The 23,296-nt window shown below is 49.0% G+C and carries 26 protein-coding genes; 7 read left to right on the forward strand and 19 right to left on the reverse strand.

Features of this window, described 5'->3' with window-relative positions; all coding sequences use genetic code 11:
• Positions 1-29 precede the first annotated feature (29 nt).
• From LN737_RS25245 to LN737_RS25265, 5 genes are all read right to left on the reverse strand, one after another.
• Entirely contained in the window at positions 30-1,052 is a 1,023-nt protein-coding gene (locus LN737_RS25245; RefSeq protein ID WP_405513143.1) for a hypothetical protein, read from the reverse strand.
• 155 nt (positions 1,053-1,207) lie between these two features.
• The gene (locus LN737_RS25250; protein WP_405513145.1) at positions 1,208-1,636 is read right to left on the reverse strand and encodes a hypothetical protein; all 429 of its coding nucleotides are present in this window, start codon (positions 1,634-1,636) and stop codon (positions 1,208-1,210) included.
• Between the two features lie 66 nt (positions 1,637-1,702).
• Positions 1,703-1,984 (reverse strand): hypothetical protein, encoded by a 282-nt coding sequence (locus tag LN737_RS25255; protein ID WP_405513147.1) that lies wholly within the window; start codon positions 1,982-1,984, stop codon positions 1,703-1,705.
• A gap of 122 nt (positions 1,985-2,106) precedes the next feature.
• Positions 2,107-2,652, reverse strand: a complete 546-nt coding sequence (locus LN737_RS25260; RefSeq protein WP_405513149.1) for a hypothetical protein — start codon at positions 2,650-2,652, stop codon at positions 2,107-2,109.
• Between the two features lie 11 nt (positions 2,653-2,663).
• On the reverse strand, positions 2,664-3,770 hold the full coding sequence (locus tag LN737_RS25265; RefSeq protein WP_405513151.1) for a glycosyltransferase family 39 protein: 1,107 nt from the start codon (positions 3,768-3,770) through the stop codon (positions 2,664-2,666).
• A 254-nt stretch (positions 3,771-4,024) separates the two neighbouring features.
• On the opposite strand from LN737_RS25265, the gene pgi reads away from it, so the two are divergent.
• From pgi to LN737_RS25290, 5 genes are all read left to right on the forward strand, one after another.
• Positions 4,025-5,683 carry a glucose-6-phosphate isomerase gene (gene pgi / locus LN737_RS25270; RefSeq protein WP_405513153.1) on the forward strand — a complete coding sequence of 553 codons (1,659 nt, stop codon included), beginning with the start codon at positions 4,025-4,027 and terminating at the stop codon, positions 5,681-5,683.
• 152 nt (positions 5,684-5,835) lie between these two features.
• The gene (locus tag LN737_RS25275; RefSeq protein ID WP_405513155.1) at positions 5,836-6,747 is read left to right on the forward strand and encodes a PorT family protein; all 912 of its coding nucleotides are present in this window, start codon (positions 5,836-5,838) and stop codon (positions 6,745-6,747) included.
• A gap of 154 nt (positions 6,748-6,901) precedes the next feature.
• On the forward strand, positions 6,902-7,804 hold the full coding sequence (locus LN737_RS25280; protein WP_405513156.1) for a hypothetical protein: 903 nt from the start codon (positions 6,902-6,904) through the stop codon (positions 7,802-7,804).
• Positions 7,805-7,906: 102 nt separating this feature from the next.
• Entirely contained in the window at positions 7,907-8,473 is a 567-nt protein-coding gene (locus LN737_RS25285; protein ID WP_405513157.1) for a bifunctional precorrin-2 dehydrogenase/sirohydrochlorin ferrochelatase, read from the forward strand.
• A 19-nt stretch (positions 8,474-8,492) separates the two neighbouring features.
• Entirely contained in the window at positions 8,493-9,032 is a 540-nt protein-coding gene (locus LN737_RS25290) for an NADPH-dependent FMN reductase (protein WP_405513158.1), read from the forward strand.
• 295 nt (positions 9,033-9,327) lie between these two features.
• Here LN737_RS25290 and LN737_RS25295 read toward each other — a convergent pair whose 3' ends face one another.
• From LN737_RS25295 to dtd, 6 genes are all read right to left on the reverse strand, one after another.
• Entirely contained in the window at positions 9,328-10,092 is a 765-nt protein-coding gene (locus LN737_RS25295) for a cupin domain-containing protein (RefSeq protein ID WP_405513160.1), read from the reverse strand.
• Positions 10,093-10,110: 18 nt separating this feature from the next.
• Positions 10,111-10,443 (reverse strand): MGMT family protein, encoded by a 333-nt coding sequence (locus LN737_RS25300; protein ID WP_405513162.1) that lies wholly within the window; start codon positions 10,441-10,443, stop codon positions 10,111-10,113.
• 77 nt (positions 10,444-10,520) lie between these two features.
• A complete protein-coding gene (locus LN737_RS25305; protein WP_405513164.1) occupies positions 10,521-11,093 on the reverse strand; it encodes a DUF3109 family protein in 573 nt (190 codons plus the stop codon).
• A gap of 132 nt (positions 11,094-11,225) precedes the next feature.
• Positions 11,226-13,733 carry a LysM peptidoglycan-binding domain-containing protein gene (locus LN737_RS25310; protein ID WP_405513166.1) on the reverse strand — a complete coding sequence of 836 codons (2,508 nt, stop codon included), beginning with the start codon at positions 13,731-13,733 and terminating at the stop codon, positions 11,226-11,228.
• Positions 13,734-13,765: 32 nt separating this feature from the next.
• The gene (locus LN737_RS25315) at positions 13,766-14,407 is read right to left on the reverse strand and encodes an O-methyltransferase (RefSeq protein ID WP_405513168.1); all 642 of its coding nucleotides are present in this window, start codon (positions 14,405-14,407) and stop codon (positions 13,766-13,768) included.
• Between the two features lie 95 nt (positions 14,408-14,502).
• Positions 14,503-14,955 (reverse strand): D-aminoacyl-tRNA deacylase, encoded by a 453-nt coding sequence (dtd, locus tag LN737_RS25320; protein ID WP_405513170.1) that lies wholly within the window; start codon positions 14,953-14,955, stop codon positions 14,503-14,505.
• A 240-nt stretch (positions 14,956-15,195) separates the two neighbouring features.
• On the opposite strand from dtd, the gene LN737_RS25325 reads away from it, so the two are divergent.
• Positions 15,196-15,573, forward strand: coding sequence for a VOC family protein (locus LN737_RS25325; RefSeq protein WP_405513172.1), 378 nt, complete (start codon positions 15,196-15,198; stop codon positions 15,571-15,573).
• A 24-nt stretch (positions 15,574-15,597) separates the two neighbouring features.
• Here the strand turns inward: LN737_RS25325 and LN737_RS25330 are convergent, their stop codons facing one another.
• The 8 genes from LN737_RS25330 to LN737_RS25365 all read right to left on the reverse strand — a co-directional run bounded on the left by LN737_RS25330 (position 15,598) and on the right by LN737_RS25365 (position 21,541).
• On the reverse strand, positions 15,598-16,152 hold the full coding sequence (locus LN737_RS25330) for a GNAT family N-acetyltransferase (RefSeq protein WP_405513174.1): 555 nt from the start codon (positions 16,150-16,152) through the stop codon (positions 15,598-15,600).
• A gap of 36 nt (positions 16,153-16,188) precedes the next feature.
• A complete protein-coding gene (locus tag LN737_RS25335; protein ID WP_405513176.1) occupies positions 16,189-16,467 on the reverse strand; it encodes a DUF2442 domain-containing protein in 279 nt (92 codons plus the stop codon).
• A 1-nt stretch (position 16,468) separates the two neighbouring features.
• Positions 16,469-16,747 carry a DUF4160 domain-containing protein gene (locus LN737_RS25340; RefSeq protein WP_405513178.1) on the reverse strand — a complete coding sequence of 93 codons (279 nt, stop codon included), beginning with the start codon at positions 16,745-16,747 and terminating at the stop codon, positions 16,469-16,471.
• An 11-nt stretch (positions 16,748-16,758) separates the two neighbouring features.
• Entirely contained in the window at positions 16,759-18,111 is a 1,353-nt protein-coding gene (gene mgtE / locus LN737_RS25345; protein ID WP_405513180.1) for a magnesium transporter, read from the reverse strand.
• A 64-nt stretch (positions 18,112-18,175) separates the two neighbouring features.
• Positions 18,176-18,916 carry a 16S rRNA (adenine(1518)-N(6)/adenine(1519)-N(6))-dimethyltransferase RsmA gene (gene rsmA, locus LN737_RS25350; protein WP_405520515.1) on the reverse strand — a complete coding sequence of 247 codons (741 nt, stop codon included), beginning with the start codon at positions 18,914-18,916 and terminating at the stop codon, positions 18,176-18,178.
• A 173-nt stretch (positions 18,917-19,089) separates the two neighbouring features.
• Positions 19,090-19,476, reverse strand: a complete 387-nt coding sequence (locus LN737_RS25355) for a type II toxin-antitoxin system VapC family toxin (protein ID WP_405513182.1) — start codon at positions 19,474-19,476, stop codon at positions 19,090-19,092.
• Positions 19,476-19,685, reverse strand: coding sequence for a DUF2281 domain-containing protein (locus LN737_RS25360; protein WP_405513184.1), 210 nt, complete (start codon positions 19,683-19,685; stop codon positions 19,476-19,478). The genes LN737_RS25355 and LN737_RS25360 overlap by 1 nt, the downstream gene beginning before the upstream one ends.
• 113 nt (positions 19,686-19,798) lie before the next feature.
• Positions 19,799-21,541, reverse strand: coding sequence for an Ig-like domain-containing domain (locus LN737_RS25365; RefSeq protein WP_405513186.1), 1,743 nt, complete (start codon positions 21,539-21,541; stop codon positions 19,799-19,801).
• A 243-nt stretch (positions 21,542-21,784) separates the two neighbouring features.
• On the opposite strand from LN737_RS25365, the gene LN737_RS25370 reads away from it, so the two are divergent.
• Positions 21,785-23,290 (forward strand): hypothetical protein, encoded by a 1,506-nt coding sequence (locus LN737_RS25370; protein WP_405513188.1) that lies wholly within the window; start codon positions 21,785-21,787, stop codon positions 23,288-23,290.
• The last annotated feature ends 6 nt before the right edge of the window (positions 23,291-23,296 follow it).

The raw sequence follows: 23,296 nt of genomic DNA on the forward strand, positions 1-23,296 counted from the left end.
GCAGGTTTTGGTCATCAAATCAATACGGTTTAATGCGCCAGAATGGTCGCTAAACTACGCCATACCAGATCGCCCATGCGTTGACATTGCAGAAAATCGTCCTGACGATAATGCTGAGCCAGTTCTTCCCGAAGGCGATGTACATTAGCCTCCGGTGCAATTTCATCCTGACGCATGGCTTCCATCAGTTCATGAATCCGAACGGTTTCGGCCCGTATGCGGCTGGCAATCAGTGCCCGTTCTTCAATCTGGTACTGCCGCACACTTTCGGGTGTCATATACCGCAGGCCCAGCTCAATAATCGGCTGGTTCTGTTTATAATACTGCGGCATGTAAACCGATTTACGCCCCTCATACGACTGCTGATCAAAATCAATGGCACGAATACGGTAATAAACCTCATCGAAATCAGGCGTGATATCCACCACAAAATTGCTGGAGTGCATGTCGCCCAATAGCCGGACAAAACATCGTTCATTGAATTTGATGAACTCTTTGCACAGACGAATCGGGTTGAGTGTCGGGTCATAGAGTTGGTTTTCAAAAAACATGTCGCCCGGAATTCCGGCAATATGCTCTTCCACCAGCGTCTGCCCACTGGTGATATAATTGATACGGTTTGGCGAAAGAATGTGCTCTAATTCAAGCCCATACACCCGTGAGGCATCGGCCCGTTTGATGTAGAAGTAGTCGAAATTATCGTTGACGAGGTTGCGGATACGAATGCGAAACGGCTTTGTATTGCCGTACGTACACAGATCAACCCGATCAATAGTCAGGTGCTTAGTAATCGATAAATCGCCGTCGGCCTTGAGCTGCGCGTAAATGGCCTTCAGCGAGAGCTGCATCTCCTCCGTTTCGGCTCCCGTAAAGAAAACCGTCTCCCAGAGCGTATCCCGTTCGCGTTTGTCGTACAGGACAATGGCGCTGGAATACCGTAACAGATCTTCATACTGAACGGGCAGGATCAGTTCCCGGTCATACTGGGTCAGGTACGATTGGAGCCGCTTACGGATCGAATAAACGAGTTTCTTTCTGGATATGACAGGCATAAGCAGCTAATAACCGATATAAGCAGGAAAGATCGCTGATTTAGCCCGGTTATTGAAACCGCAGTCTATAGAATGGTCATGTCAGTTGACAGCGTCCTACCGGCTTTCTGAGCAGCAATCATTCCTGTAGAGTGTCTGTCTGTAAGAATAAGATGCTATTTCGACTTCACCTGCACTACGTAAGTCCGCATAACTTCGCCGGAACCGGAGCCTCCGAGCGGCTTTTTGGCGAATACAACGTTGGCTGTACCAACGGTAACACCTTTTATCTGAAATACCGCTGGCCCACTGTTGTTCCGATTCAACGTATCAACCGCCGGAGCAAGCTGCTGGCGAGATACCTCCACTACTTCCTGATTGTCCGATGTGCCAATTAATTCTGACGTACCATCACCACGACCGGGCAGCGAAATCTCTTTAATTTCACCCACCGAAACCTGTAGCTTTTTCTGCGAGCCGGAACTCATCTGATTGTTTTTGTTGCAGGCAGAAATACCCGCTGTAAATAAAATCAGCCACATTAGGTTAGCCGACGATTTAAACCAGGTGAAGCCGTTCCGTGAGGATGTAGTTGAGGGAGCCATACCGCTATAACTGTCTGGCACTATGAACAGTTTACAGAAAGGTACTATATACTATGCGGTACGGGTTCAGTTCTTTTTCTTGCCGAGCTGTAAGGAGGTTTTTCCGCCAACGATACGACCATTTTCGTACTGATAGCTTGAGTTGATCCGTTTCTCTTCTGCTTTTTTGAGCATTGCCGGGTTAGGCTGTCCAGTTGGCGCCGGAGTAGGGTCCGTTTTTACGCCAAACTGGCTCGGCTGCCGATACTTCGACAACGCGTTCGTTTGCTTGGCTTTCGTACTGTCGGTCGATTGGGCTAAAACAGAGGTCGATGCTAACAGCATTAGCATGAAAAGTACGTTTTTCATACTGTTTGAGAAGTTAGAGGTTATGAAGTAAGATGATGACTATCTTACTGATAAGTGAGCCAGAGAGCACTCATCATTAAAACAGTCAATACAATCACAATTTACTACATTTCCTTATTACCTCATCGCGCCGATCTCTGGTAAAAAACAAACCCGTTTTCTTCTCCCGTTTTCCGAACATCAGGCAGTGAATCAAGAAGGGTTGGCTGCTCAGATGCTTTGCGGATAAACCACACATCTTTATCGATTTTACCACGTAGCAGCCATTCGTCATTATAATAGTTGGGGTTCGTTACGGGTGGTTTCTGGGTGTAGAAGAATGGCCCATAGCTATGATAACCGTATGCCCTTACATACACATTCTGCCCCTGTGCCCGCTCGAAAAAACGCATGGCAGCCGCCTGAGAAATCCCTTCGATCCGGCCAATGAAAAACCAGAGCGTCAACGTAATGAAAACAGCCATTCCGCCAAAGAGCGTAACAGATGCCTGCGCCGGTTCGCGCCGATTGTACCAGAGAATAGCCAGAGTCAGTGCTATCAGCAGCCATATGCCCGGTACAACCTCCCAGCCTGTCCAGTCGATTTTTGCGTCCAGATTACCTTGTGTAAAGGGGTCCTGGTCCGCCATTGATTTTACCAGATCCATCCGATGAGCCAGTATAGGCATCGCAATAGTGGCTACGACAAAAATCCCCCCACAATGATCAGCCCCGCCCGCAACCAGTTGTTAAACTGAATTTTCCGCTCTTCCAGTTGCAGTAGCGTTAAGGCTGCGAGGTAAGTCAGCGGAAAATAACAGAGCGAGGAGTAATGCACGATTTTCGACTGAACGATGCTAAACAGAATGAGCACGACCCAAAACAGAATCAGCATCCACCGCCGAAACTCCCGCTGGTAGTTCCGCTCAATAAATAGCGGCCCAAAGGCACGAATTCCGAAGATGGAGGCCGGAAAACAGCCTACCAGTAGTATAATAAAATGATAGCCTGGAAAACCGGCATGTCCGGCATCGGGCGTGCTCAGCAGCCGAATGCTGTAGGCCAGAAATTCGCGAACGAGCGTTGGGCCGTGCAGGTAAATATCCAGCCCGTACCAGAGCAGCGAACCAACCGAAGCAGCCGCCGAAAAAGCCAGAAATTGCAGGGGCGTAATAAACCACCGAAACCGGTTCAACGCCCAGTACGTACCCAATACCAGGCAAATGATAAGATAAGCAACAGGACCTTTGGTCAGGATGCCCAGCCCCAGCACAAACCCACCCAGCAGAATATACGTCCACTCGCTTTTAGGCACGGTCATGGCCCCGCCGAGTCGTTCCCGCTTCCACGACGCAAAAATGACATTGACCAGACCAACGAAAATAAACAGGTTAAAAAATGGATCGATAATGCCGGAGCGAAAATACAGATGGGGCGTAACGGAACCCAGATACGCCAGTGCCCACAACAAACCGAAGCGATGGCCGTGAAGTTTCTGGCCGATATGATAGAGGTAAATCAAGGTAATAATGCCGCAGATCGCATTCGGTAGCCGGGCCGAAAATTCGTTGATACCGAAGAGGTTCATCATCATTGACTGGAGCCAGAAAAACAGTGGTGGTTTCTCGTAAAAGGGCTTAAAATCAATATGAACGTGTAGATAATCGCCCGTTGCAATCATTTCGCGGGCACATTCGGCGAAGTTGATTTCGTCCCAGTCAAACAGCCGGACACCTCCCAGAAAGGGAATAAAAAATAAGATGCCTGTAAATCCCAGAACGAGCGAATAGAAAAGTTTTTGATTCATCAATCCATTAATTAATGGCTACCCTGCTCCTGCGCGCTGTTCCTGCCCAGGGTACCAATTGCCACAAAACACTATTCCCATAACGGCAACAGGGCTGTAAAATTAGAGGAAAAAGATTGATGGGATTCACGATATTCGCGCCGACATGTTGAGTCAGGCTCTGGTTTACGGTTAAAAGTGGTTGGCATGTCAGCCGATTCCGCCATCGATCCACCGTAAATCGTAAACCAGAATCTGTAAACCAGAAACCATTTATGCTCGCCAATCATCGATTTACCGACTTACCGGCTTATGCCCAACTGCAAGCTCATTACGATGGTCTGAAAGATCGCCATCTACGCGATCTGTTTGCCGAAGATCCGGAGCGGTTTACTACGTTCTCACGTCAGTTTGAGGAGATTCTGCTTGACTTCTCCAAAAACCGAATCACGGCCGAAACCCTGCAATTACTGATTCAGCTAGCCGATCAGGCTGAACTTAAGGGCGCTATCGGGAAGATGTTCTCGGGCGACAAAATCAACCGGACGGAAGACCGGGCCGTACTGCACGTTGCCCTGCGGAATCGCTCGAATAGCCCGATTCTGGTAGACGGCAAAGACGTAATGCCCGATGTAAACGACGTACTAAACCATATGAAGTCGTTTACCGAACGGATTCGGTCGGGTGAATGGAAAGGATACACCGGCGAGGCCATTACCGACGTAGTAAATATCGGCATCGGCGGCTCCGACCTTGGCCCGGTGATGGTAACCGAAGCCCTGAAACCCTACGCCGACGACAAAAAACTACGGGTTCATTTCGTCTCGAACGTAGATGGCGTTCACATCTATGAAACCCTGCAAACGGTACGTCCCGAAACCACACTGTTTCTGATTGCGTCGAAAACCTTTACTACGCAGGAAACCATGACAAACGCCCAAACGGCCCGGCAGTGGTTTCTGGACGCTGCTAAGGACGAAGCGGCCATTGCCAAGCACTTTGCCGCACTGTCGACCAATAAAAAAGACGTTGAAAAATTCGGTATCGATCCCGACAATATGTTTGGTTTCTGGGATTGGGTGGGGGGTCGTTACTCGCTCTGGTCGGCCATCGGCTTGTCGATCGCGCTATACATTGGCTTTGATAAATTTGAAGAATTGCTCGACGGTGCTCACGCTATGGACAACCATTTCCGGGATACACCACTGGAGCAGAATCTGCCGGTCATTCTGGGTTTGGTGGGTATCTGGTACAACAATTTTTTTGGCGCTCAGACCGAGGCTATTCTCCCCTACGATCAGTACATGCACCGGTTTGCGGCTTACTTCCAGCAGGGCGATATGGAAAGTAACGGCAAATCTGTTGATCGCGACGGCAAACCTGTCGATTACCAGACCGGACCAATCATCTGGGGCGAACCCGGCACCAACGGTCAGCACGCGTTTTACCAATTAATCCACCAGGGCACTAAGCTGATTCCCTGCGATTTTCTGGCCCCGGCGATAAGCCAGCGGCCCATTGGCGAACATCACAAAATTCTGATGGCCAATTATTTTGCCCAGACCGAAGCCCTTATGAACGGCAAAACGGAAGACGAAGCCGCCGAAGAATTACGTAAATCGGGCAAGAGCGAAGCGGAAATCAAGGAACTGGCGCCGTTCAAAATGTTCTCGGGAAACCGGCCAACGAATTCCATTCTGTTCAGGAAACTGACCCCCCGAACCCTCGGCAGCCTGATTGCGATGTATGAACACAAAATCTTCACGCAGGGGGTTATTTGGGACATTTTCAGCTTCGATCAGTGGGGCGTTGAACTGGGCAAACAATTAGCCAGCCGTATTTTGCCGGAGTTGCAGGATGGTGCCCCCGTACACACCCACGATAGCTCGACCAATGGTCTGATGAACGCCTTTAAAACCATGCGGACCGAGTAGACCAATGCCGTCGTGCTGGCCTCCACTGACAGATTAAATTTGGATTTGAATTGAAATAGTTAAAAACATTGCCTGGCAACTGCCTGTTAATGGGGTGTAATTACGATTACGCCCTTTTTTATTTTATATAACTCAACGATGATTTTAAGATCATGAAAAAGCAATTCTCACTTTGGGCAGTTTGCCTGTGTAGCCTTGGCATTGCCAATGCTCAGACAACAACAAATACGTATTCGACGACGACTAGTACGACCAATCCGACCTATACATCGCCGGTTACAACGGACAGCACCAATGCCGTAAGCAACAGTACGCAGTCGAACGCAACGACCGATAGCAGTTCAATGAATAATGGTACGATGAGTACGCCAACCGCTACCGGTACGTCTTCAACGAACAGCATGGCTACGCCTACAACGAATACGTATTCGACGCCAACCGCAACGTCAACGACAGATACCTATTCGACATCGGAAAACACAACCCGCGTAAAAGAGAAAAAAGATTACAAAAACTTTGTGTTTGGTATCTATGCCGGGCTGAACTCAACCAAGTTTAAAGGCGAATCCATTGATAATGGCGTCAACAATAAACTGACGGGCCGTCTGGGTTATCAGGCAGGTTTCTTCGTGCGGGGCGGTGGCCGTCTTTACGGTCAGATTGGTGCTGAGTACTTTGCTTCCAGTTCAAACTATTTTGTAGCGGGCTCAGGTCAGTCGGCTTCGAGCATTAAAGACCAGATCAACATCAAATACATCCAGGTTCCGGTCTATATCGGGTTTAAACTAGTTGAGTCTGATCGGGGTATCTCGGCAGTACGGCTGCAGGTTGGCTTGGAGTATGCCAATCAGATCGGTTCCGACAGCAACAAGTTTGGGGATTTGAATAACTTCAAAATCAAGACCGGTACGTTCAACGGACTCGGTCAGCTAGGATTTGATGCAGGTCCGGTATTTCTTGATCTGACATATCACTATGGCTTTAGTGATGCCATTACGCAGGATGCAGGTTTTGCGGGTTCTCAACGCCGGATTTTAAGCGCCAGTGTTGGGTTTAAATTCTAAACATACTTTTTATCGACCCAAAACCACCTTCATTTGAGGGTGGTTTTGTTGTTTCTCAGGGTGGTACTTCTTCTTAAAATACCCCTACAGTTGCTGTATACAAACATTCTGAGCAATGAGCGGTTGTAGGAACATATACTCAACATGATCGATTATGAAAACTTTAACGAAAACAGCCTTTTTAGTGGCCGGCATTTGTAGTACGACCCTATCCTTTGGCCAGCAATATAATTCGTACGACGACCGCTACAATAATGATCGCTCGGATCGCTACGACAGCCGGGATCAGCGCCGTTATGAACGCTCGAATGACCGGGATCGGAATAACGTGATCGACGAACGCCGGGACTACAACCGCCGGAATGAAGATTATCCACGCTACGACAACCGGTATCAGGACCGTATCGGCGATAACCAGCGGTTTGACGAGCGCGATTTAAGCAGAGCCTACGACGAAGGCTTTGAAGATGGGCAACGCAGTCAGGTTGTATCAGAACGGCAGGAGCATCGGCAGAATTACAAGCACTTTACATTTGGTCTGTACGGGGGACTCAATTCTACCCGCTTTGAAGGCGAAACCGTCGATACAAAAAACCTGACCGGACGGCTGGGGTATCAGTTAGGGTTCTTCGTTCGTGGTGGTGGCCGGATTTATGGCCAGATTGGCGCAGAATACCTGGCCTCAAGTTCGCAGTTTTTCAAACCGGGTGATGGTCAGGTTGGCGGTGTGGGCGATATTACATCAAATATCGATCAGCGATACCTGCATATTCCAGCTTATATTGGCGTGAAAGTGGCGCAGTCGGATCGTGGGGTATCCGGAATCCGGATAGCTCTTGGTGCGGAATACGGTACGCCATTAAGCACCGACAATAACGATTTCAACCTTGGCAATGCTGACTTTCAGGCCGCTACGGTGAATGGGCTGGTAAACTTAGGTTTCGATGCGGGTCCAATTATGCTCGATTTTGTATATCACCACGGTTTTGCGGACGTACTTACCAGTGGCAACAGCAAACGCCGGATTCTGGGCGTGAATCTGGGCTTTAAATTTTAAACAAGGACATATACATGTCAAAAGTCGTAAGTGGCTGGTGCGTGAATTTGCTTTCGCGTCAGCCACTTACGACTTTTGACATGTATATACCTCGCATGTTTTATGAACGCCCTCTTCCCAATTTTCCTCAAGGCTGAACAATTACACGTACTGATTGTAGGCGGGGGCTACGTCGGCCTGGAAAAGCTTACAGCCTTACTTGGCAACTCGCCGGATACGCGCGTTACGTTGGTAGCGCCCGACATTCGGGATGAAATCCGGGAGATGGCGCGCCAGTATCCTAAACTACAACTGATTCAGGAACCTTATCATACCATCTACCTGTCGGATATAGATCTAGTAATTGCCGGAACGAACGATAAAACGGTAAACCGACAGGTACAGGCAGATTGCAAACTCCAGCGCATTCTGGTCAATGTAGCCGACACGCCCGATTTGTGCGACTTCTACCTGAGTTCAGTGGTGAAGAAAGGGGATTTAAAAATTGCCATTTCTACCAATGGGAAATCTCCGACTTTTGCCAAGCGTTTTCGGGAGGTGCTCGAAGAAATTCTGCCCGACAGTTTGCAGGAAACACTCGATAATCTGACGGCCATTCGTAACCAGCTAAAAGGTGATTTTATGCAGAAGATGGAGAAACTAAACGAGATTACGAAGGTGTTGCGGTAAAACAGTTGCCACAAACACCATGAACATTCTGGCCATATCGGGTAGCCTGCGGGCTTCCTCCACCAACTCCGCTCTGTTACGGGCCGCGGCCGAACTGGCTCCCAACAACGTTAGCGTTACGCTTTATAACGATCTGGACGATCTTCCCCATTTCAGCCCAGAACGCGACAAGGAAAATACGTCAGAAGCGGTCAATCGACTTCGCGCTTTACTCCAGGCCGCTAACGCCGTGCTCATCTGTACGCCCGAATACATTCATGGGATGCCCGGTGTGCTGAAAAATATGCTCGACTGGCTGGCTTCGTCGGGCGAATTTGTCGAAAAACCCGCAGGCGTCATTAGTGCGAGTCCGTCCGATATGGGGGGGTCACGGGCACACGCAGCGTTATCGTATACGCTGTCTGTACTGACCGCAAATTTACCCGAAGGAGCGTCGCTTATTGTACCTTTTGTGCGTACCAGAATAGATGCTGGCGGACACGTAACAGACCCCGTCCTTATTGATGAATTGCGGGGTGTTATAAGGGCTTTGGTTAAGGCCATCGAGCTTAGGAACTAAGCCCGGACACGGAATCATTCTGGGTAGAAACGAGTAAACAGAACGGCCTAACTCTCTGAATTTCCGGCAATTTCTACCGAAAAACGAGCAAAGCCAGCGCTTCATCGAAAAGTACCGAAACTACCCTCCTGCACAAACTAAATTTACATCATCTCAAGTACGAGCGAGTGAGCTGGTAGGTGAGGAGAAGAGGGTGAATAAATTTATTGAGAAGTAATTTGGAAAGCAACTCACGCTTATGCTGGGTTGCTTTTTGGTGTTGTCCGGCCGTTGCCGATTCAGGAAAGCACGTAAATTACTCAAACTGAAAGGCGAAATACGTACACGGTTCTTTACCCGTATTCTGGATAGCGTGCGGTACGTTCGATTCCAGAAAAATGACGTCACCTGCACGGGCTGGCTGAAGGACGCCATCAATACTTTCCTGAGCCTTGTTATCAACCATGAGCAAAATTTCAGCGGCTCGGTGCGTATGGGGCGGATGGCTCCACAAACCCGCGTTGAGAGTCGTCACATGCATTTCAAAGCGTTTCGTCATCACCGTACCGCAATCGAACATCCGTCGAATGCCGCCTTTGTCGTGCGGCTTAAAAGGCACCTCTTTCCAGTCGACCCAAAACGAACCGCCAGCCAGGCGAGTCAGGTCAATATCCGGCATTTCATTGGAGGTATACCGCATCATGTAATAGGTAAGCGGCCTGAGGGTTTTATTTTCAAGCCGGTGCAAATCGCCTGGCATTACCAGTGCTACGCTTCCGGGGCCCAGGGTTTTCGTTTTTTCGCCGAGCGTCAACGTAAGTTCGCCTTCTTTTACAATCAGCAATTGCTCTTCATCCAGCTTCTGGGCATGCTGAGGAGGCTGATTGGCAAACAGCGTTATCGCGTGCACGCTTAAATCGGCGAAATCCCTTGTTGTTCCCTCCAGAATAGTACGGTCTTCATAACCAGTATGTTTAACTACCGGCGATTGACTCCAGGAATACACTTTTGACGGGATAGATTGAGCCATGGCCGAAACAGCCATTGAACCAATCAGCAGGAACAGTACGGATGATTTCATAGGTACAAGGAAAAAAAGCTACAAAGCCAGCTCAACTGTCGGATCCCAATACAAGGTTTTGAAATTCACTACGCGGTCATTTTCAACCCGTACGCCTTCGTCTTCCAGCAGTTGCTGCATAATCGTTGGTCCGCCAAAGAAGTGCTTCCCTGACAATACACCCACACTATTCACAACCCGGTGCGCGGGTACGTCGGGTCGGTTGTGGCAACCGTTCATGGCCCAGCCAACCATACGCGCCCCCGCCCGCAAGCTCAAGTAACGGGCAATGGTGCCATAGGTTGTCACGCGTCCTTTCGGTACCAGACGTACTACTTCATAAACCTCTTCAAAATAATCGCGCTGCTCCATTTCAGTCCTCCGCCAGTAGCCCCTGACTATTCGTTTCGCAACTATGATAATTTAATGACGAATGACAGTCAACTGCCTTATTCAACATTGGGCTTTTCAATCGCCTGCGTCAGCTTACCGTACCAATCTTCGCCATAGGCCCGTATCAGTGCTTCACGGACAAATTTGTAGATCGGTACGTTCAGTTGCTCGCCAAAGCCACATGCCGGACTGCAAATTGGCCAGCGGTCGTAGTTTAACGCATGAAAGGACTCATATTTTGTAACGCGAATGGGATACAAGTGGCAGGATATGGGTTTTTTCCAGTCAACCTTGCCATCGTTGTAAGCTTCTTCAATGCCACATTTCAAGATACCCCGACTGTCCCAGGTGGCATAAACGCACTCTCGTCCGCCAACGGTATTGGTCACAAAACCACCGTCGCCATCGGATTCATAGCCCCCTTTCTGCTCAATAACCCGTATCCCTTCGGGTGAGAGATATGGCTTTATATCGTCGTAAATCCGATCCAGGATAGCGGGTTCATCCCCTTCGAGGGGAGCCCCCATATCACCTTCTACACAGCAGGCGCCTTTGCATTTATCCAGGTTACAGACGAAAAATTTTTCAGCAACGTCATCGCTGATACAGGTATTGTCAATCAGAATCATAAGTATATTGGGGTCGAACCGTCGGCACAGCCGAACTTCGCGTAACAGTTAGTAAAGATACAACCCAGCTCCCAATGGAAAAAGCCGCCCTTTAAGAGCGGCTTTTCCTTAAAACCAAAGACGGTGACGCCATTAGGGCTTGGCTACTCTAATTTTCTGTCCTTCCCGAACGTAAGCCGTACTCAGGTTATTCCATTCCTGCAGGTCGGTGACACTCACGTTATAAATTTTGGAAATACGGAACAGGTTCTCGCCTTTCGAAACGGTATGGTACGTAGCACCTGACTGTGGCGCTGGCACAGATTCCGCCGACTTTTCCGACGATTTTTTTATGGTTGCAGCCGGTTCAACCTTCGTTACCGACGACTCAACCTTAGCGGATGCCGGCTCTGTTTTATCGCCACTCATCACTTTCAGACGCTGGCCGGATTCAAGCTTGTTATCGAGGGTACGGTTGTTCAGATCGAGCAGTTCGTTAAGCTTCATACCGTATTTACGGGCAATACCGTAATAGGTTTCTCCTTTCTCAACGGTATGGGTCGTCATTGATGGAGCGGATTTCTTTTCTTCCATCGTTGCCACTGATGATGGTTTCTCGACCGGCAAACTGACTGACCGTTCGGGTTTCTTTTCAACCATCGTTACCATTGGGGCGGGCGTTTTCTTCTCCATCTTTTCTGATGGGGCCGCTACGGGCGGCTCTGTTGCGCGTGACTCCGACTTGATTACAGCAGGGGCCGACTGACGTACTGGCGTTTTCGTATCTACCGACGTAATGGAGCCATCCGCCTGCTGCTCACTGGGTCCTTCGTAGCCACTCGACGAAGAGCGCGGTGCCGTTCTCGCCGGGCGATTCCGGGTAATGCTATCCGACTCCCTAACCGACTTCGAACCACTTGGCGACCAGCCATCTTCCGCAACGCTTCCCTTCGCTTTTTCAGCAACCTCTGGCGTTGTAGCTACCGGAACCGTCTTCGTAGTACCATCAGCATCAGCGGCTCTGACGATAACCACACGCTGAGAGCCTTCTGAACCACTGGGACTGCTACTCGGAGCGGGCCGACTCGGCGATACAGAAGCGGGCTGAGTTACAGGCTGAGACGTGGCCGGGGCCGATGAACCGTCATTTGGCGTTACGCCCCCTCCTACTAGTTTTGGCTGATATAATTTCCGCTCGGATGCTTTACGGGGCACACTCTCCATTCCGCTCACAGTTCGATTTCCACTTGTGGACGTTGTGGGAGCACTGGCAACCACCTCCTGACGGGTAGGCTGCGTGGGTGGTGCCGGCGTTGGATCGTAAACAGGTGGCGTTGGGGCATTGATGATCTCAACCGGAGTTTTGGCTGGCCGACGTTCACGAAGCCACATTACACGCCCTGCGGTCAGTTGCTGACCACGATCAACCCGGTTATACCGGAGCAGTTTCCGTAGTTTGAGCCCGTAGCGTTGCGAGATGCTGTGCGATGTTTCCCCATCGCGGACTGTATGGAACGGTACGAGTGCCTTTTTCCGCTTTTTAGCTAAATAATAAATATCATTGACAATTACCCGATCCGATTCATCCAGATCATTATAGCGCAGAAAGCTCGACAGGCTGATTTTGGCTTTACGTGCCAATGTTCCGGCATTATCTCCTGCCTGTGCCTGTATACCGGGCAAGCCATTGATTTCGTACAGAACCGGATCATTCTTACCCGGATTATTCGACGTCACCCGACGTAGTACCGGAAATCCAACGTCGCTCTGAGCCAATTCCGGCGCTCTTCCCGTAGCATCAGCCACCGCACCGATCTTCTGCCGTACGTCGTTGATCTGGTTGCTGGCAACTGGCACCGCCATTACGTAGGCTTTATCCGTCGGAACAGCCTCACCCAGCACCCAGCGATTGTATTTGCGCAGCTCGAATTCCTCGACACCTAATTCTTCGGCAATAGACCGCATGGTTTTTCCACCACCTTTTGGATATTCGATCAGCGCAAACCGGTTGCTCGTCTGGTGCGTTTTCAGCGCGTTTTCAATCGCCACTTTATGGGCAAAAAACCGCAGAATGTAGCGATCAGTACGTCCATCTAATGCTACTTCACGCGCATACGCCCAATCAGGCGGGATCAGCTTGGTGATTCCGGTAGCGCCTAAATAATACGAATAAAGCGAAGCTACCCAGTTGTTGAATTGTGTATTGCTCTTTTTCAGGTACCCGGCAGCCGCCCGCGTCGATGCCGTAATGCTCTTCCGTTCGTCGATTTCATCGTCGACCCGCAAGCCGTTGAGTGTAGCGGTTTCTTTTTTGAACTGCCAGTACCCTACCGCCTGCGAAGTCGATACGGCATCGGGCGTGAGCGAGCTTTCCTGAACAGCCAGATATTTAAAGTCGGTTGGCACTTTTTCACTGATCAGAATCGACTCAATCATTGGGAAGTATAAAACAACCCGATCCAGTTTGGCAATCCAGTACTGCTGATTGGTCATCAGCGCATTGACGTCCTGCTGCACAATCCGCCGGGCGTCGGGGTCGAGCTGCACCGATATATCCGCGAAAGTTACCCGCTCCGGCACCACCGGCGGACTCATTTGCGCCGATGCAATAAAGCCTGTCAGAAGAAAAAGAAGGAGTAAGGAATACGTCTGTTTTTTCATAGATCACACCGCTACAGCGGCTCATTTCGTACTTATAATTTTCGCATTAACATGATCCCATCACGTACGGGCAGCAACACATTTTCAACCCGCTCATCGTTCTGCACTTTCTGGTTAAAAGCCTGCACCGCTACTGTATCCAGATCAGCCGGTTTAACCGGCTCTACCACTTTACCGCTCCACAATACGTTGTCGGCCAGGATGAACCCACCCTGACGAACCTTATCAAAAATCAAATCAAAATACAGCGAATTATTTCGTTTGTCGGCATCAATAAACACCAGATCGAAGGTTTCATCGAGAAGCGGCAGTAGATCAGCCGCCTGCCCCAGTCGAAAATCGATCTTATCGTGCCAGGGTGACTGCTGCCAATACGAGCGCGCAAAGCCTTCAAGTTCTTCATTATGGTCGATCGTTATAATCCGGCCATCATCTGTCAATCCTTCAGCCAGACAGAGGGCTGAGTAACCTGTGTAAGTACCGATTTCGAGAATACGCCGAGGCCGAATCATCCACGAAATCATCGATAAAAAGCGACCTTGAATATGCCCGGACAACATGCGGGGCGCCATAATGTGAGCGCGTGTGTTTCGATTCAGCTGATACAGCAGCGCACTTTCGGACGAAGTGTACGTTTCGGCGTAAGTACTTATGTCAGAAGGTAAAAAATCCATTCGGCTGTTAACCTGACCGACGGTCTATGTCGACAGGTATGGGCTGGTTTCAGTAAAAGTAACGGATAGATACAAGAAAATGATAATCGAATACACTAAATCCGGTTTTTTGAATCAATTATGATCGTTACGGGGCCATCATTCAGCAGTGACACCTTCATATCGGCCCCAAATTCGCCCGTCTGAACAGGCTTGCCCAGATCGGCAGATAACTGCGCAATCATCGCTTCATAAAGTGGAATCGCTACCTCAGGGCGGGCAGCTTCGATAAAACTCGGACGGTTTCCTTTTTTAGTGCTGGCATGGAGCGTAAACTGACTAATCAACAGTACGTTACCATCAACGGCCGCCAGATCGAGGTTCATTTTTCCATCTGCATCGCCAAAAACGCGCAGCCCAACGATTTTTTTACTGAGCCACGTTACGTCCTCCGACGTATCGGTATGCGTGATGCCGAGCAGGGTCAGGAATCCTGTTTCGATCTGGCCTTTAATTTGATTTTCGATAGTAACGGACGCTTGCGTAACACGCTGAATAACGGCAATCATAAACGTTATGCTAAAAACAGTTTGCCAAAAATAAAGGAAAACAGACTTTACCGAATAAATCACTGGCTACGTAGAGGATGAAAACGAGCGGCTAGCTCTGTGAAGCCTGACGCAAACAGACCGTTAAATTGGCGTGTTTACCCCTCTCTCTTTCAGCGAGTAATTTTAAATTTGTCTACTAAATCAAGTGGCTTAATTGAGTTAAAGCCAAGTAAGTGTATTACCTAACACACAAATACTATGTTTATGAACACAAAAGCATTTAGCGGATTTGCGGTGAATGACCTGCAAAAAGCCAAAGCGTTTTACCAGCAAACGCTCGGCCTGAACGTAACGGAAGAAGAAATGGGTGTATTAACGCTCCATATCAGCGGTGGTACCAATATTCTGGTTTACCCGAAACCGGATCATACCCCGGCTACGTTTACCATTCTTAATTTCCCGGTGACGGACGTAGAAAAAACGGTGGACGAGTTAACCACGCTTGGCGTTCACTTTGAACAGTATAAGGGCGATATCAATACCGATGATAAGGGCATTTCGCGGGGGCAGGGCCCTACCATTGCCTGGTTCAAAGATCCGGCTGGCAATATTCTGTCTGTATTGGAAGAGGACTAACCTTTCATTGAAAAAAGTACAATTTCAAGTCATTGACAAATCCCCTTTATACGTTGTTATCGATACGGGAGGAACCGGATTTGTTGAATATGGCTGTACTGTGAGCTGATACCAGGCAACGCTGTGCCATGCCCCTAACTTGTAGCCGATGTTGGTATAGACCCCGACAGGCTCAAAGCCCATTGACCGATGAAAGGCTTCACTTTTAGGGTTTGGCATGGTGATGCCCGCATAAGCGTTGTAATATCCTTGCCAGCGTAATAATTGAAACAACGTCGTATATAGCTGCCGGGCGATTCCAAGCCGGTGACTGTCGGGATGAATATAAACCGACGTTTCAGCCGACCATTGATAAGCGATCCGGTCCCGATGACGCGAGGCATAGGCGTACCCAAGAACGCGGCCGTCTTCTTCAGCGACCAGATACGGAAATTGTTGCTGAATTATTTGAATACGCTCCGCAAACTCGGCTTCAGTTGGCACTTCATACTCAAACGTAACGATCGACTGGGTGATGTAGGGCGCGTAAATAGTCAGAATGCCTGGCGCGTCAGCGGACGTAGCAAAACGAACGATCATAGTACCGCAAAATACTCAAAACCTGGTCAGGAGCCGTTATGATTCGTGCCGATACGTCTTAACGTTACCTAGTATCTGCTCGATATGAATGACTTCATCTGAGTCATCGAAAGAGAACCCATTGCCGTAAACGTACCAATGCTGACGCTGATCAGGCGTCAATTTCTGAATACTGGGAAACCGATCAAGTGGCATTGAGATAATGCGACCGTCTTCCAGCTCGACTATTAACAAATCAGTTGTCGGAAAACTAACTGCCTGTACTTTGGGCACTACATCCCAATAGCCTTCTATTTGCTGTTGTGTACCAGTCATATTAGTTTATTTTTATAGTCTCAACTTTCTGACCCGCCAGAAACTGCCGCCATTGTCGAATTAACTCGTCTTTGTATAAATCTGTTATGGCTAAAACCTCTCGCTGTTCGCTCGCCGATAGTTCACCGGGTTTGGCAACTGTTACGTCAGGTTCCAGCCAGATTTTACAAAGTTTTTCAGTGCCTTTTCGACCGACATGGACGTGCTTACGATTCTCGAAAATGTCTGTCCCGAAGATAGTAAATATCCAGACAGCCTGATAAATTAAACGTTTAGGCATTCCTTATTGACTCAAACTTCAGCCAATAGCCACTGCGCAATCAGGAAATAAACGCCTATGCCAATCAGGTCGTTGGCGGTAGTGATGAATGGGCCGGACGCTACGGCAGGATTGATGCCGATTCGGTTTAAAACCAGTGGCGTTACGGTACCCATAAACGACGCCAGTAGAACCACGGATAGTAATGAGGTGGCCACTACGAAAAACAAACGGGGCTCACCAATAATAAAGGTATACGTTCCGGCAATCAGCCCCACAACCAGGCCATTGATGATGGCAACCAGCAACGTCCGAAGGAGCCGCTTGGCCATGGTCATGCTTAACCCCGACGTATCGGTCAGGCTTTGCAGAATTAACGAAGAAGTTTGAATACCAACATTACCACCCGTCGATCCGATAATGGGGATAAAGGCAGCCAGAGCCGCCACTTTGCCTAATTCACTCTGAAATCCGTTGATAACCGTTGCTGCCATCAAGCTCCCAATTGCCCCGGCAACAAGCCAGGGTAGCTGAACTTTTGATCGCTGCCAGATGCTATCATCGTCTTCGACTTCGCCCGACAAACCCGAAATCACCTGAATATCTTCCTCGGCCTGTTCCGTAATGACGTCCACTACGTCATCAATCGTGATTCGCCCCAACAGCCGCTGCTGAACATTAACGACCGGAATGGCATCGAGGTCATATTTCTGCATCAACTCGGCGACTTCGGCAACGGGTCGATACGTCTCGACAAAGACAACATCCTCGTCGTAGATATCGGCGATTTTGGCATTTTTCCGGGCCAGTACAATCTTCTTCAGCGACACCAGACCAAGCAGTTTTCCCAGATCGTCGACTACGTAAACAGCGTAGACATTGGCGACATCCTCAGCCTGCTGACGAATCTCTTCGATACAGGCGTTTACAGTCAGGTTGACGTTAATACGGATCAGCTCTTTCTGCATCAAACTACCCGCTACGCCATCTTCGTAGTGCAGCAAATCCAGAATAAATCGGGCCTGTTCGCGGTCTTCCAGCAACCCGATTACTTCTTCCCGCACCTGAATGGGCTGCTGATTCAATACGTCAACGGCATCATCCGAATCCATCTGGTTGATGAAGGGCGCAATTTCTTCCGACGTAAAGAGTTTGAGCAGGTTTGTTCGCTCGGCCGGATCAAGGTTTGCGATAATCTCGGCCCCTACCGACTTATCCAGCAGACTCAGCAAATAATGGGCTGACTCAGGCTCCAGCTCATCCAGAATCCCCGAAATATCGGCCGGAAACAATTCCGCCATCTCGGTCTGCAACCAGGCATCATTACCCGTTTCGATAGCCGACTGGATTTGCTCAAGGTAGTCTTTGGTAAGTTCAAAAGTCACGACTTCAATGATGGATTATGAATGATAAATGATGAATGAAAAGCGTGATGTAATTCATCATTTATCATTCATAATCCATCATTAGTTGCGTCAATTCCACAAATTCGGCAACGCTTAGCTGCTCGGCACGTTTGTCCATAAAGGGGCTGGCGAGAGCAGCCTCAGGTGCACCAAGCGGTTTCAGAGCGTTACGTAGTGTTTTCCGGCGTTGATTAAACCCATGCTTGACAACCTGAACAAATTTTCGTTCATCACATCCCAGCTCGGTTTTGGCGTTACGTCGCAGCGAAAGCACGCCCGAAAAAACTTTGGGTGGTGGATTAAACACCTCGGGAGGTACTGTAAATTCGTACGTTATGTCGTACCAGGCCTGCAGCAGCACACTCAGGATACCATAATCTTTATTACCGGGCCCTGACGCGATTCGCTGGGCAACTTCCCTCTGAAACATACCCACTATTTCCGGCACCCGGTCGCGCATGTCGAGCACTTTAAAAAGAATCTGCGTAGAGATGTTGTACGGAAAATTACCGATCACCGCGAAGGACTCCGTGCTGTCGGGTTGTTTGGCAGGCAGTAAATCAGGACGGATATTCAGAAAGTCGGCGGCCAGAATATGCCCTTCGAGCGCCGGAAAATGCTGTTTGAGGTAATCGACAGACTCCCTGTCAATCTCGATTACGTAGGTTTCAAATTGACTTTTCGGTACGATAAACTGGGTTAGAACCCCCATACCCGGCCCGATTTCAAGGATTTTTTTATACCCTCCATGCCCGCTTAGTAAGTCGGCGATACGCTGGGCAATGCTAAGGTCTTTGAGAAAATGCTGACCGAGTTCTTTTTTGGCTTAACGTACATGCAACGGGCGGTTTTCGTCCGCAAAGGTACGCGGCAATACGCGAAATATGGGTGCCCTGTCAGTAAGTCTTACAAATACCAAAGTCAGCGCTTATTACTTCTTTATAGCGGATGACCTAATTACCAAACCCAATCAACCTCATACTGATGAATATGAGTATCAGCCGTAATGAACAGCAAGCTTTCGGTTATACTTTGGGAAATCAAAACCCGGTCAAATGGGTCACGATGATGCATGGGCAAGGTGAGCAAACAACGTGTATGTTGAAACGTAATCGGTAACAATTCAAAACCATTTTGATCAAGTAAAGCCAGTAAGTTATCATAGCCCGGCTCGAAGGACAAGCTTCCCAGACGAATTTTAATGGCCATTTCCCAGAGTGAAGCGATACTCACATAAGAAACGTTAGCTGAATCGGTGATGAGTTGTTTAGCCTTTGCTGAAATATTTGTTTCGTTACCGTTTAGAAACCAAATAAGGGTGTGGGTATCAAGCAGTAGATTCATTATTGATAGTCAGCAAAATCGTCCAGCGGTGCATCAAAATCAGGACTCATTTGAAACTGGCCTTTGGCACTACCAAATACGGGTGTTTTTCGTTCGAGAGGCTTATCGGTAGCTTTCCGGGTAGCCAGAAAATCAACAAAATCAGCTACCTCCGCTTGATAGACAGGCGGTAAAGTCTGATATTTCTGATACAATTGGAGGTAAGTCATGCGTGTATAATTTGCTTAGCCCATGGCAAAGATAGTGGTTTATCGTTCGCCGAGGGTATCAATCATGTCAGTCGGTGTCCGATCAACGGGTGGTCGTAGCTGACGTGCCGTTCCTAAAAATCGATGTCGGTTAATTCGAAATTCTGCTTGACCCGAATAGAGCCGTCTTCTTCTGAACCGGGGGCGTAGATAATTCGTTCGGGCTGAACTCCTTTCTGCACATTACCGATGTCGCGCTTTCGGTTGCCATTGGCATCAATAATCAGCCTGACACGGTAAAGACCGGGTTTGAGCCGGGGAAAACTGTAGTTTGGTGTATCATATGCAGCCCGCAACGGCTTGTATTTATCATCCAGTAATTCGACAATAAATTTCGTTCCGGCTGGCCCAACGGTGGCCGGGTTAATACGTCCGGCAATCAGGCCGTAACTGTCTTCTTCAGCAATCAAATACCGGGTCGAATAGCGAGGCAGCGTGTCGCCCTGTACGCTGATAAAGGCGCCTTTCTGCAACCGAAACAGCAACGTATCCCGCAGGTTTGTTTTCTGCTGGATAACCAGTCTCGAAAAGTTATTGCTCCATTTCAGATTGGCTGGGCTAAGTTTAAGCGGTTTGGTACTATCGGGCCCGATAATGATTCGATCCGTTTTATACTGAAACACGGGCTTATTGAAAACAAGGGTGAATTCCAGGTTATTATCAATCGGTTCGCTGGAAGGCGGGGTAAGCTGAACAGAAAGCGCCGTTCGATTTTTAGCTCTGGTTTTCAGCGGAGAAAAATAAACCCGCTCCCGTAGTTCCGTTACGTTCCCGACCGAATCTTCTGCTACAATGGTCGTATAAAGCGTATCGCCCGCAGCCCGGTTGGCCGGGCGAAACAACCGGATCATTTTGGGATTTTCCAGAAACGATACCAACGTATCCGTCGATGCCGACGTACCAACCGTGGTTGACGTTCCCGACGTAGCCGTTGCGGTTGTTGAAACGGCGGAGGTAGACGTAGCAGAAGTCGATATTGCGGAGGTCGAGACGGGTTTGCCGTACCGTATTTTATAGCTGGCAATACCACTGCTCAGTTCAAGGCCAAGCGTTTCGTCGGTACGTTCGCGTCGGCTGATGCGTGGCTTGCCATACCCCCGAAAAGCCACCAGATTTACATCGGTATAGTTTCGATTCAGATTCAGTACGCTATCGCGGAAAGCGACGCGCTCACCCGGCGTGTTGTTCACCAGATTCAAATCTTTATCATCGAACCCATAGACTTTGTACTGACCGGCTTTTACGTTCTCGATCCGGTAATTGCCGCTGCTATCCGTTCGGGCAAAATACTGAGGACGCTTCCGGTTGATAGGCAGGGTATCCGTTGACGCAAACAAACCCACCACGAAACTCAACAGCGGCAGTCGGGTTTCATCATCAACAACATTACCCGTCAAATACAGCGAGTCGATCTTCGACCCCGTGCTGAACACCACTTTTGTGTTTTTGGCGATGTTACGCTCCGTTACGTCTTTTATTCCATCCGCAAAATCGATGGTGTAGGTTGTGTTGGGCAAAAACGGTTTATTGAAATTCAATCGAATCCCTTTCGGCAGCGACTTAACCACGAACGTATTGCTATCCTGGGGCGTAATGGTGATTTTCTGCTGAAGATTTTCGCTGTTGACGTATTCATCAAATTCCAGCTCAACGGTTTTTCCGGAATAATTCAACTGACGGGGCGTTGGCACGCTGCTCACTAATTTGGGGGCCAGCGTATCTTTTTTGCCACCCGGCGGCTGGGCTACCTGCGCGCAGTTTTGGAGGAGAATCGGAAGAGCCAGTAAAAACGAAAAAATAAATTGGCGAAACGTCATTGCGAAAATTAGTCAACTGAACGTAGCGACGGGCATCAACCCGCACTACGTTTCTGCTACAAATGTAAACGTCCGTTTATCGTTTACTGGTACCGATTGACATAAAATGGCAGGCTGCTTCGTTACCTTCTATAGAAATTTAAGAAAAATTAAAGATAACGGCCCCAAAGGAGAGATTGTGCAGGCGATGTTTGGGGTTTTCGAGTTATCTATTAGAGCTTATCAAATCATTTAACAATATTCATGATCTGCAGCCGTTTCTGTTCGTTGTTTTTGGTGGTTGCTTCTCTGGGCGGGCTGGCTGGTTGCTCCAGCTCAGTTGATCAATTAGACGAAAAAATCAGCGACGCACTGAATGACAATACTATTGATGTTGCTGAGGCCGACGCCCTCCGTGTGTTTATCGGTCAGGAAAGCAAGGAATTAGGAAAAGACAAGAAAACGGTGGCCCTGCTCACGCCCGACGGAAAAGTTGATGAGTCGGCGCTGGTCGCCTACATCAAGCGCAATCGAACCTATCGCAAACTGGCCAAAGATGGCAAAACACCAGCCATCAATCTGTCGGGCGCGGTTGTTTCCAGCAAACCGCTCCGATTGAAGCTATACCTCGAAGCCAGTGCCAGCATGTTTCCGTATGATGCGCCGGGCGGCAATGGGGCATTCAAACGTACTCTCAACGACGTACTGACCGAGTTCGATGCCGTTAATCCGGGGCAGGGAAAACTGTACGTCGTTAATACCGAAGTCAACGATCTGGGCTTGTCGCTGTCGCAGTTTTTCAAGGAGAAAAATATTTTCACGGTTGCCAAATCCAAAGGCAAAACAACCAGTACCGACTTTGAACGTATTTTCAGCGATATTCTTCGCAATACGTCCGGCAATGAGCTGAGTGTGCTTGTCTCGGACCTGATTTATTCCGATCCAAGTTTGACGGGTATGAGTGCGCAGAAAACCCTCGATGCAGCCAGTTCGCTGCTCACTACCGTCTTCAATCCGTATGCCAGTACGCATTCGATGCTGGTTATCAAGCTCAAAGCCGACTTCGACGGAACGTATTATAGCTGGAACAATGCGAAGAAAAAATACGCGGGTGAACGGCCCTACTACCTCTGCCTGATCGGACGGAACGAAACCATGCAGCAGCTTTATCAGGATCAGACGTACCAGACAATCCGGCGATTCGATCAACTGCCGGGCTTTGCCGATTCGTGGTTTTTTGGCCGGGATACGAAAGCGGTTACCCCTTTTTATACAGTGCTGGTAAATGATCCTTCCCGAAAAGGTCGCTTCAAACGCTCCGACGCCGAAGTACGTAGCCATGCGAAAGCCGTTCACGAACTTACAGACGTACAACCCGACGTGACCGACAAAAGCCTGGCAGTACCTGTTGCCGTCGATCTGTCGGCCTTACGGCTGCCCGCGTCACTGCTAACCGATGCGAGTCAGTACGTAGTAGAGGGGAAAGATAATTTCCGGGTCAAATCGGTTCAGACATACGCGGGCGCAAACAGCACTACGCACAAGCTATTGCTTTCTACCGACAAACCGGCTCGTGGGGATCGTACGGCTACGATTCGGCTGCGTCGGCAATTTCCGCCACGCTGGATTGCGAACACCAATACCACCAACGATGCGTCGCCGGATGGCAATTCAACCTTCGGCCTGGAAAATCTATTGCAGGGCGTCGAGCGAGCGTACAACCCCAATAATCAAACCGAATATTTTACGTTAACAATTAATTTAGAATAATCGAGT

This window comes from Spirosoma sp. KNUC1025 (assembly GCF_045160025.1).
Taxonomy (GTDB): domain Bacteria; phylum Bacteroidota; class Bacteroidia; order Cytophagales; family Spirosomataceae; genus Spirosoma.

What these genes read in the sequence shown, in the direction of transcription:
- LN737_RS25300 (WP_405513162.1), bottom strand. Translation starts at nt 10,443, where the DNA reads ATGGAGCAGCGCGATTATTTTGAAGAGGTTTATGAAGTAGTACGTCTG.
- LN737_RS25275 (WP_405513155.1), top strand. Translation starts at nt 5,836, where the DNA reads ATGAAAAAGCAATTCTCACTTTGGGCAGTTTGCCTGTGTAGCCTTGGC.
- LN737_RS25315 (WP_405513168.1), bottom strand. Translation starts at nt 14,407, where the DNA reads ATGGATTTTTTACCTTCTGACATAAGTACTTACGCCGAAACGTACACT.
- LN737_RS25360 (WP_405513184.1), bottom strand. Translation starts at nt 19,685, where the DNA reads ATGACTTACCTCCAATTGTATCAGAAATATCAGACTTTACCGCCTGTC.
- LN737_RS25365 (WP_405513186.1), bottom strand. Translation starts at nt 21,541, where the DNA reads ATGACGTTTCGCCAATTTATTTTTTCGTTTTTACTGGCTCTTCCGATT.
- LN737_RS25280 (WP_405513156.1), top strand. Translation starts at nt 6,902, where the DNA reads ATGAAAACTTTAACGAAAACAGCCTTTTTAGTGGCCGGCATTTGTAGT.
- LN737_RS25305 (WP_405513164.1), bottom strand. Translation starts at nt 11,093, where the DNA reads ATGATTCTGATTGACAATACCTGTATCAGCGATGACGTTGCTGAAAAA.
- LN737_RS25245 (WP_405513143.1), bottom strand. Translation starts at nt 1,052, where the DNA reads ATGCCTGTCATATCCAGAAAGAAACTCGTTTATTCGATCCGTAAGCGG.
- LN737_RS25310 (WP_405513166.1), bottom strand. Translation starts at nt 13,733, where the DNA reads ATGAAAAAACAGACGTATTCCTTACTCCTTCTTTTTCTTCTGACAGGC.
- LN737_RS25370 (WP_405513188.1), top strand. Translation starts at nt 21,785, where the DNA reads ATGATCTGCAGCCGTTTCTGTTCGTTGTTTTTGGTGGTTGCTTCTCTG.
- LN737_RS25290 (WP_405513158.1), top strand. Translation starts at nt 8,493, where the DNA reads ATGAACATTCTGGCCATATCGGGTAGCCTGCGGGCTTCCTCCACCAAC.
- LN737_RS25260 (WP_405513149.1), bottom strand. Translation starts at nt 2,652, where the DNA reads ATGCCTATACTGGCTCATCGGATGGATCTGGTAAAATCAATGGCGGAC.
- LN737_RS25335 (WP_405513176.1), bottom strand. Translation starts at nt 16,467, where the DNA reads ATGACTGGTACACAACAGCAAATAGAAGGCTATTGGGATGTAGTGCCC.
- dtd (WP_405513170.1), bottom strand. Translation starts at nt 14,955, where the DNA reads ATGATTGCCGTTATTCAGCGTGTTACGCAAGCGTCCGTTACTATCGAA.
- LN737_RS25295 (WP_405513160.1), bottom strand. Translation starts at nt 10,092, where the DNA reads ATGAAATCATCCGTACTGTTCCTGCTGATTGGTTCAATGGCTGTTTCG.
- LN737_RS25265 (WP_405513151.1), bottom strand. Translation starts at nt 3,770, where the DNA reads ATGAATCAAAAACTTTTCTATTCGCTCGTTCTGGGATTTACAGGCATC.
- pgi (WP_405513153.1), top strand. Translation starts at nt 4,025, where the DNA reads ATGCTCGCCAATCATCGATTTACCGACTTACCGGCTTATGCCCAACTG.
- LN737_RS25325 (WP_405513172.1), top strand. Translation starts at nt 15,196, where the DNA reads ATGTTTATGAACACAAAAGCATTTAGCGGATTTGCGGTGAATGACCTG.
- LN737_RS25250 (WP_405513145.1), bottom strand. Translation starts at nt 1,636, where the DNA reads ATGGCTCCCTCAACTACATCCTCACGGAACGGCTTCACCTGGTTTAAA.
- LN737_RS25355 (WP_405513182.1), bottom strand. Translation starts at nt 19,476, where the DNA reads ATGAATCTACTGCTTGATACCCACACCCTTATTTGGTTTCTAAACGGT.
- LN737_RS25340 (WP_405513178.1), bottom strand. Translation starts at nt 16,747, where the DNA reads ATGCCTAAACGTTTAATTTATCAGGCTGTCTGGATATTTACTATCTTC.
- LN737_RS25285 (WP_405513157.1), top strand. Translation starts at nt 7,907, where the DNA reads ATGAACGCCCTCTTCCCAATTTTCCTCAAGGCTGAACAATTACACGTA.
- LN737_RS25255 (WP_405513147.1), bottom strand. Translation starts at nt 1,984, where the DNA reads ATGAAAAACGTACTTTTCATGCTAATGCTGTTAGCATCGACCTCTGTT.
- LN737_RS25330 (WP_405513174.1), bottom strand. Translation starts at nt 16,152, where the DNA reads ATGATCGTTCGTTTTGCTACGTCCGCTGACGCGCCAGGCATTCTGACT.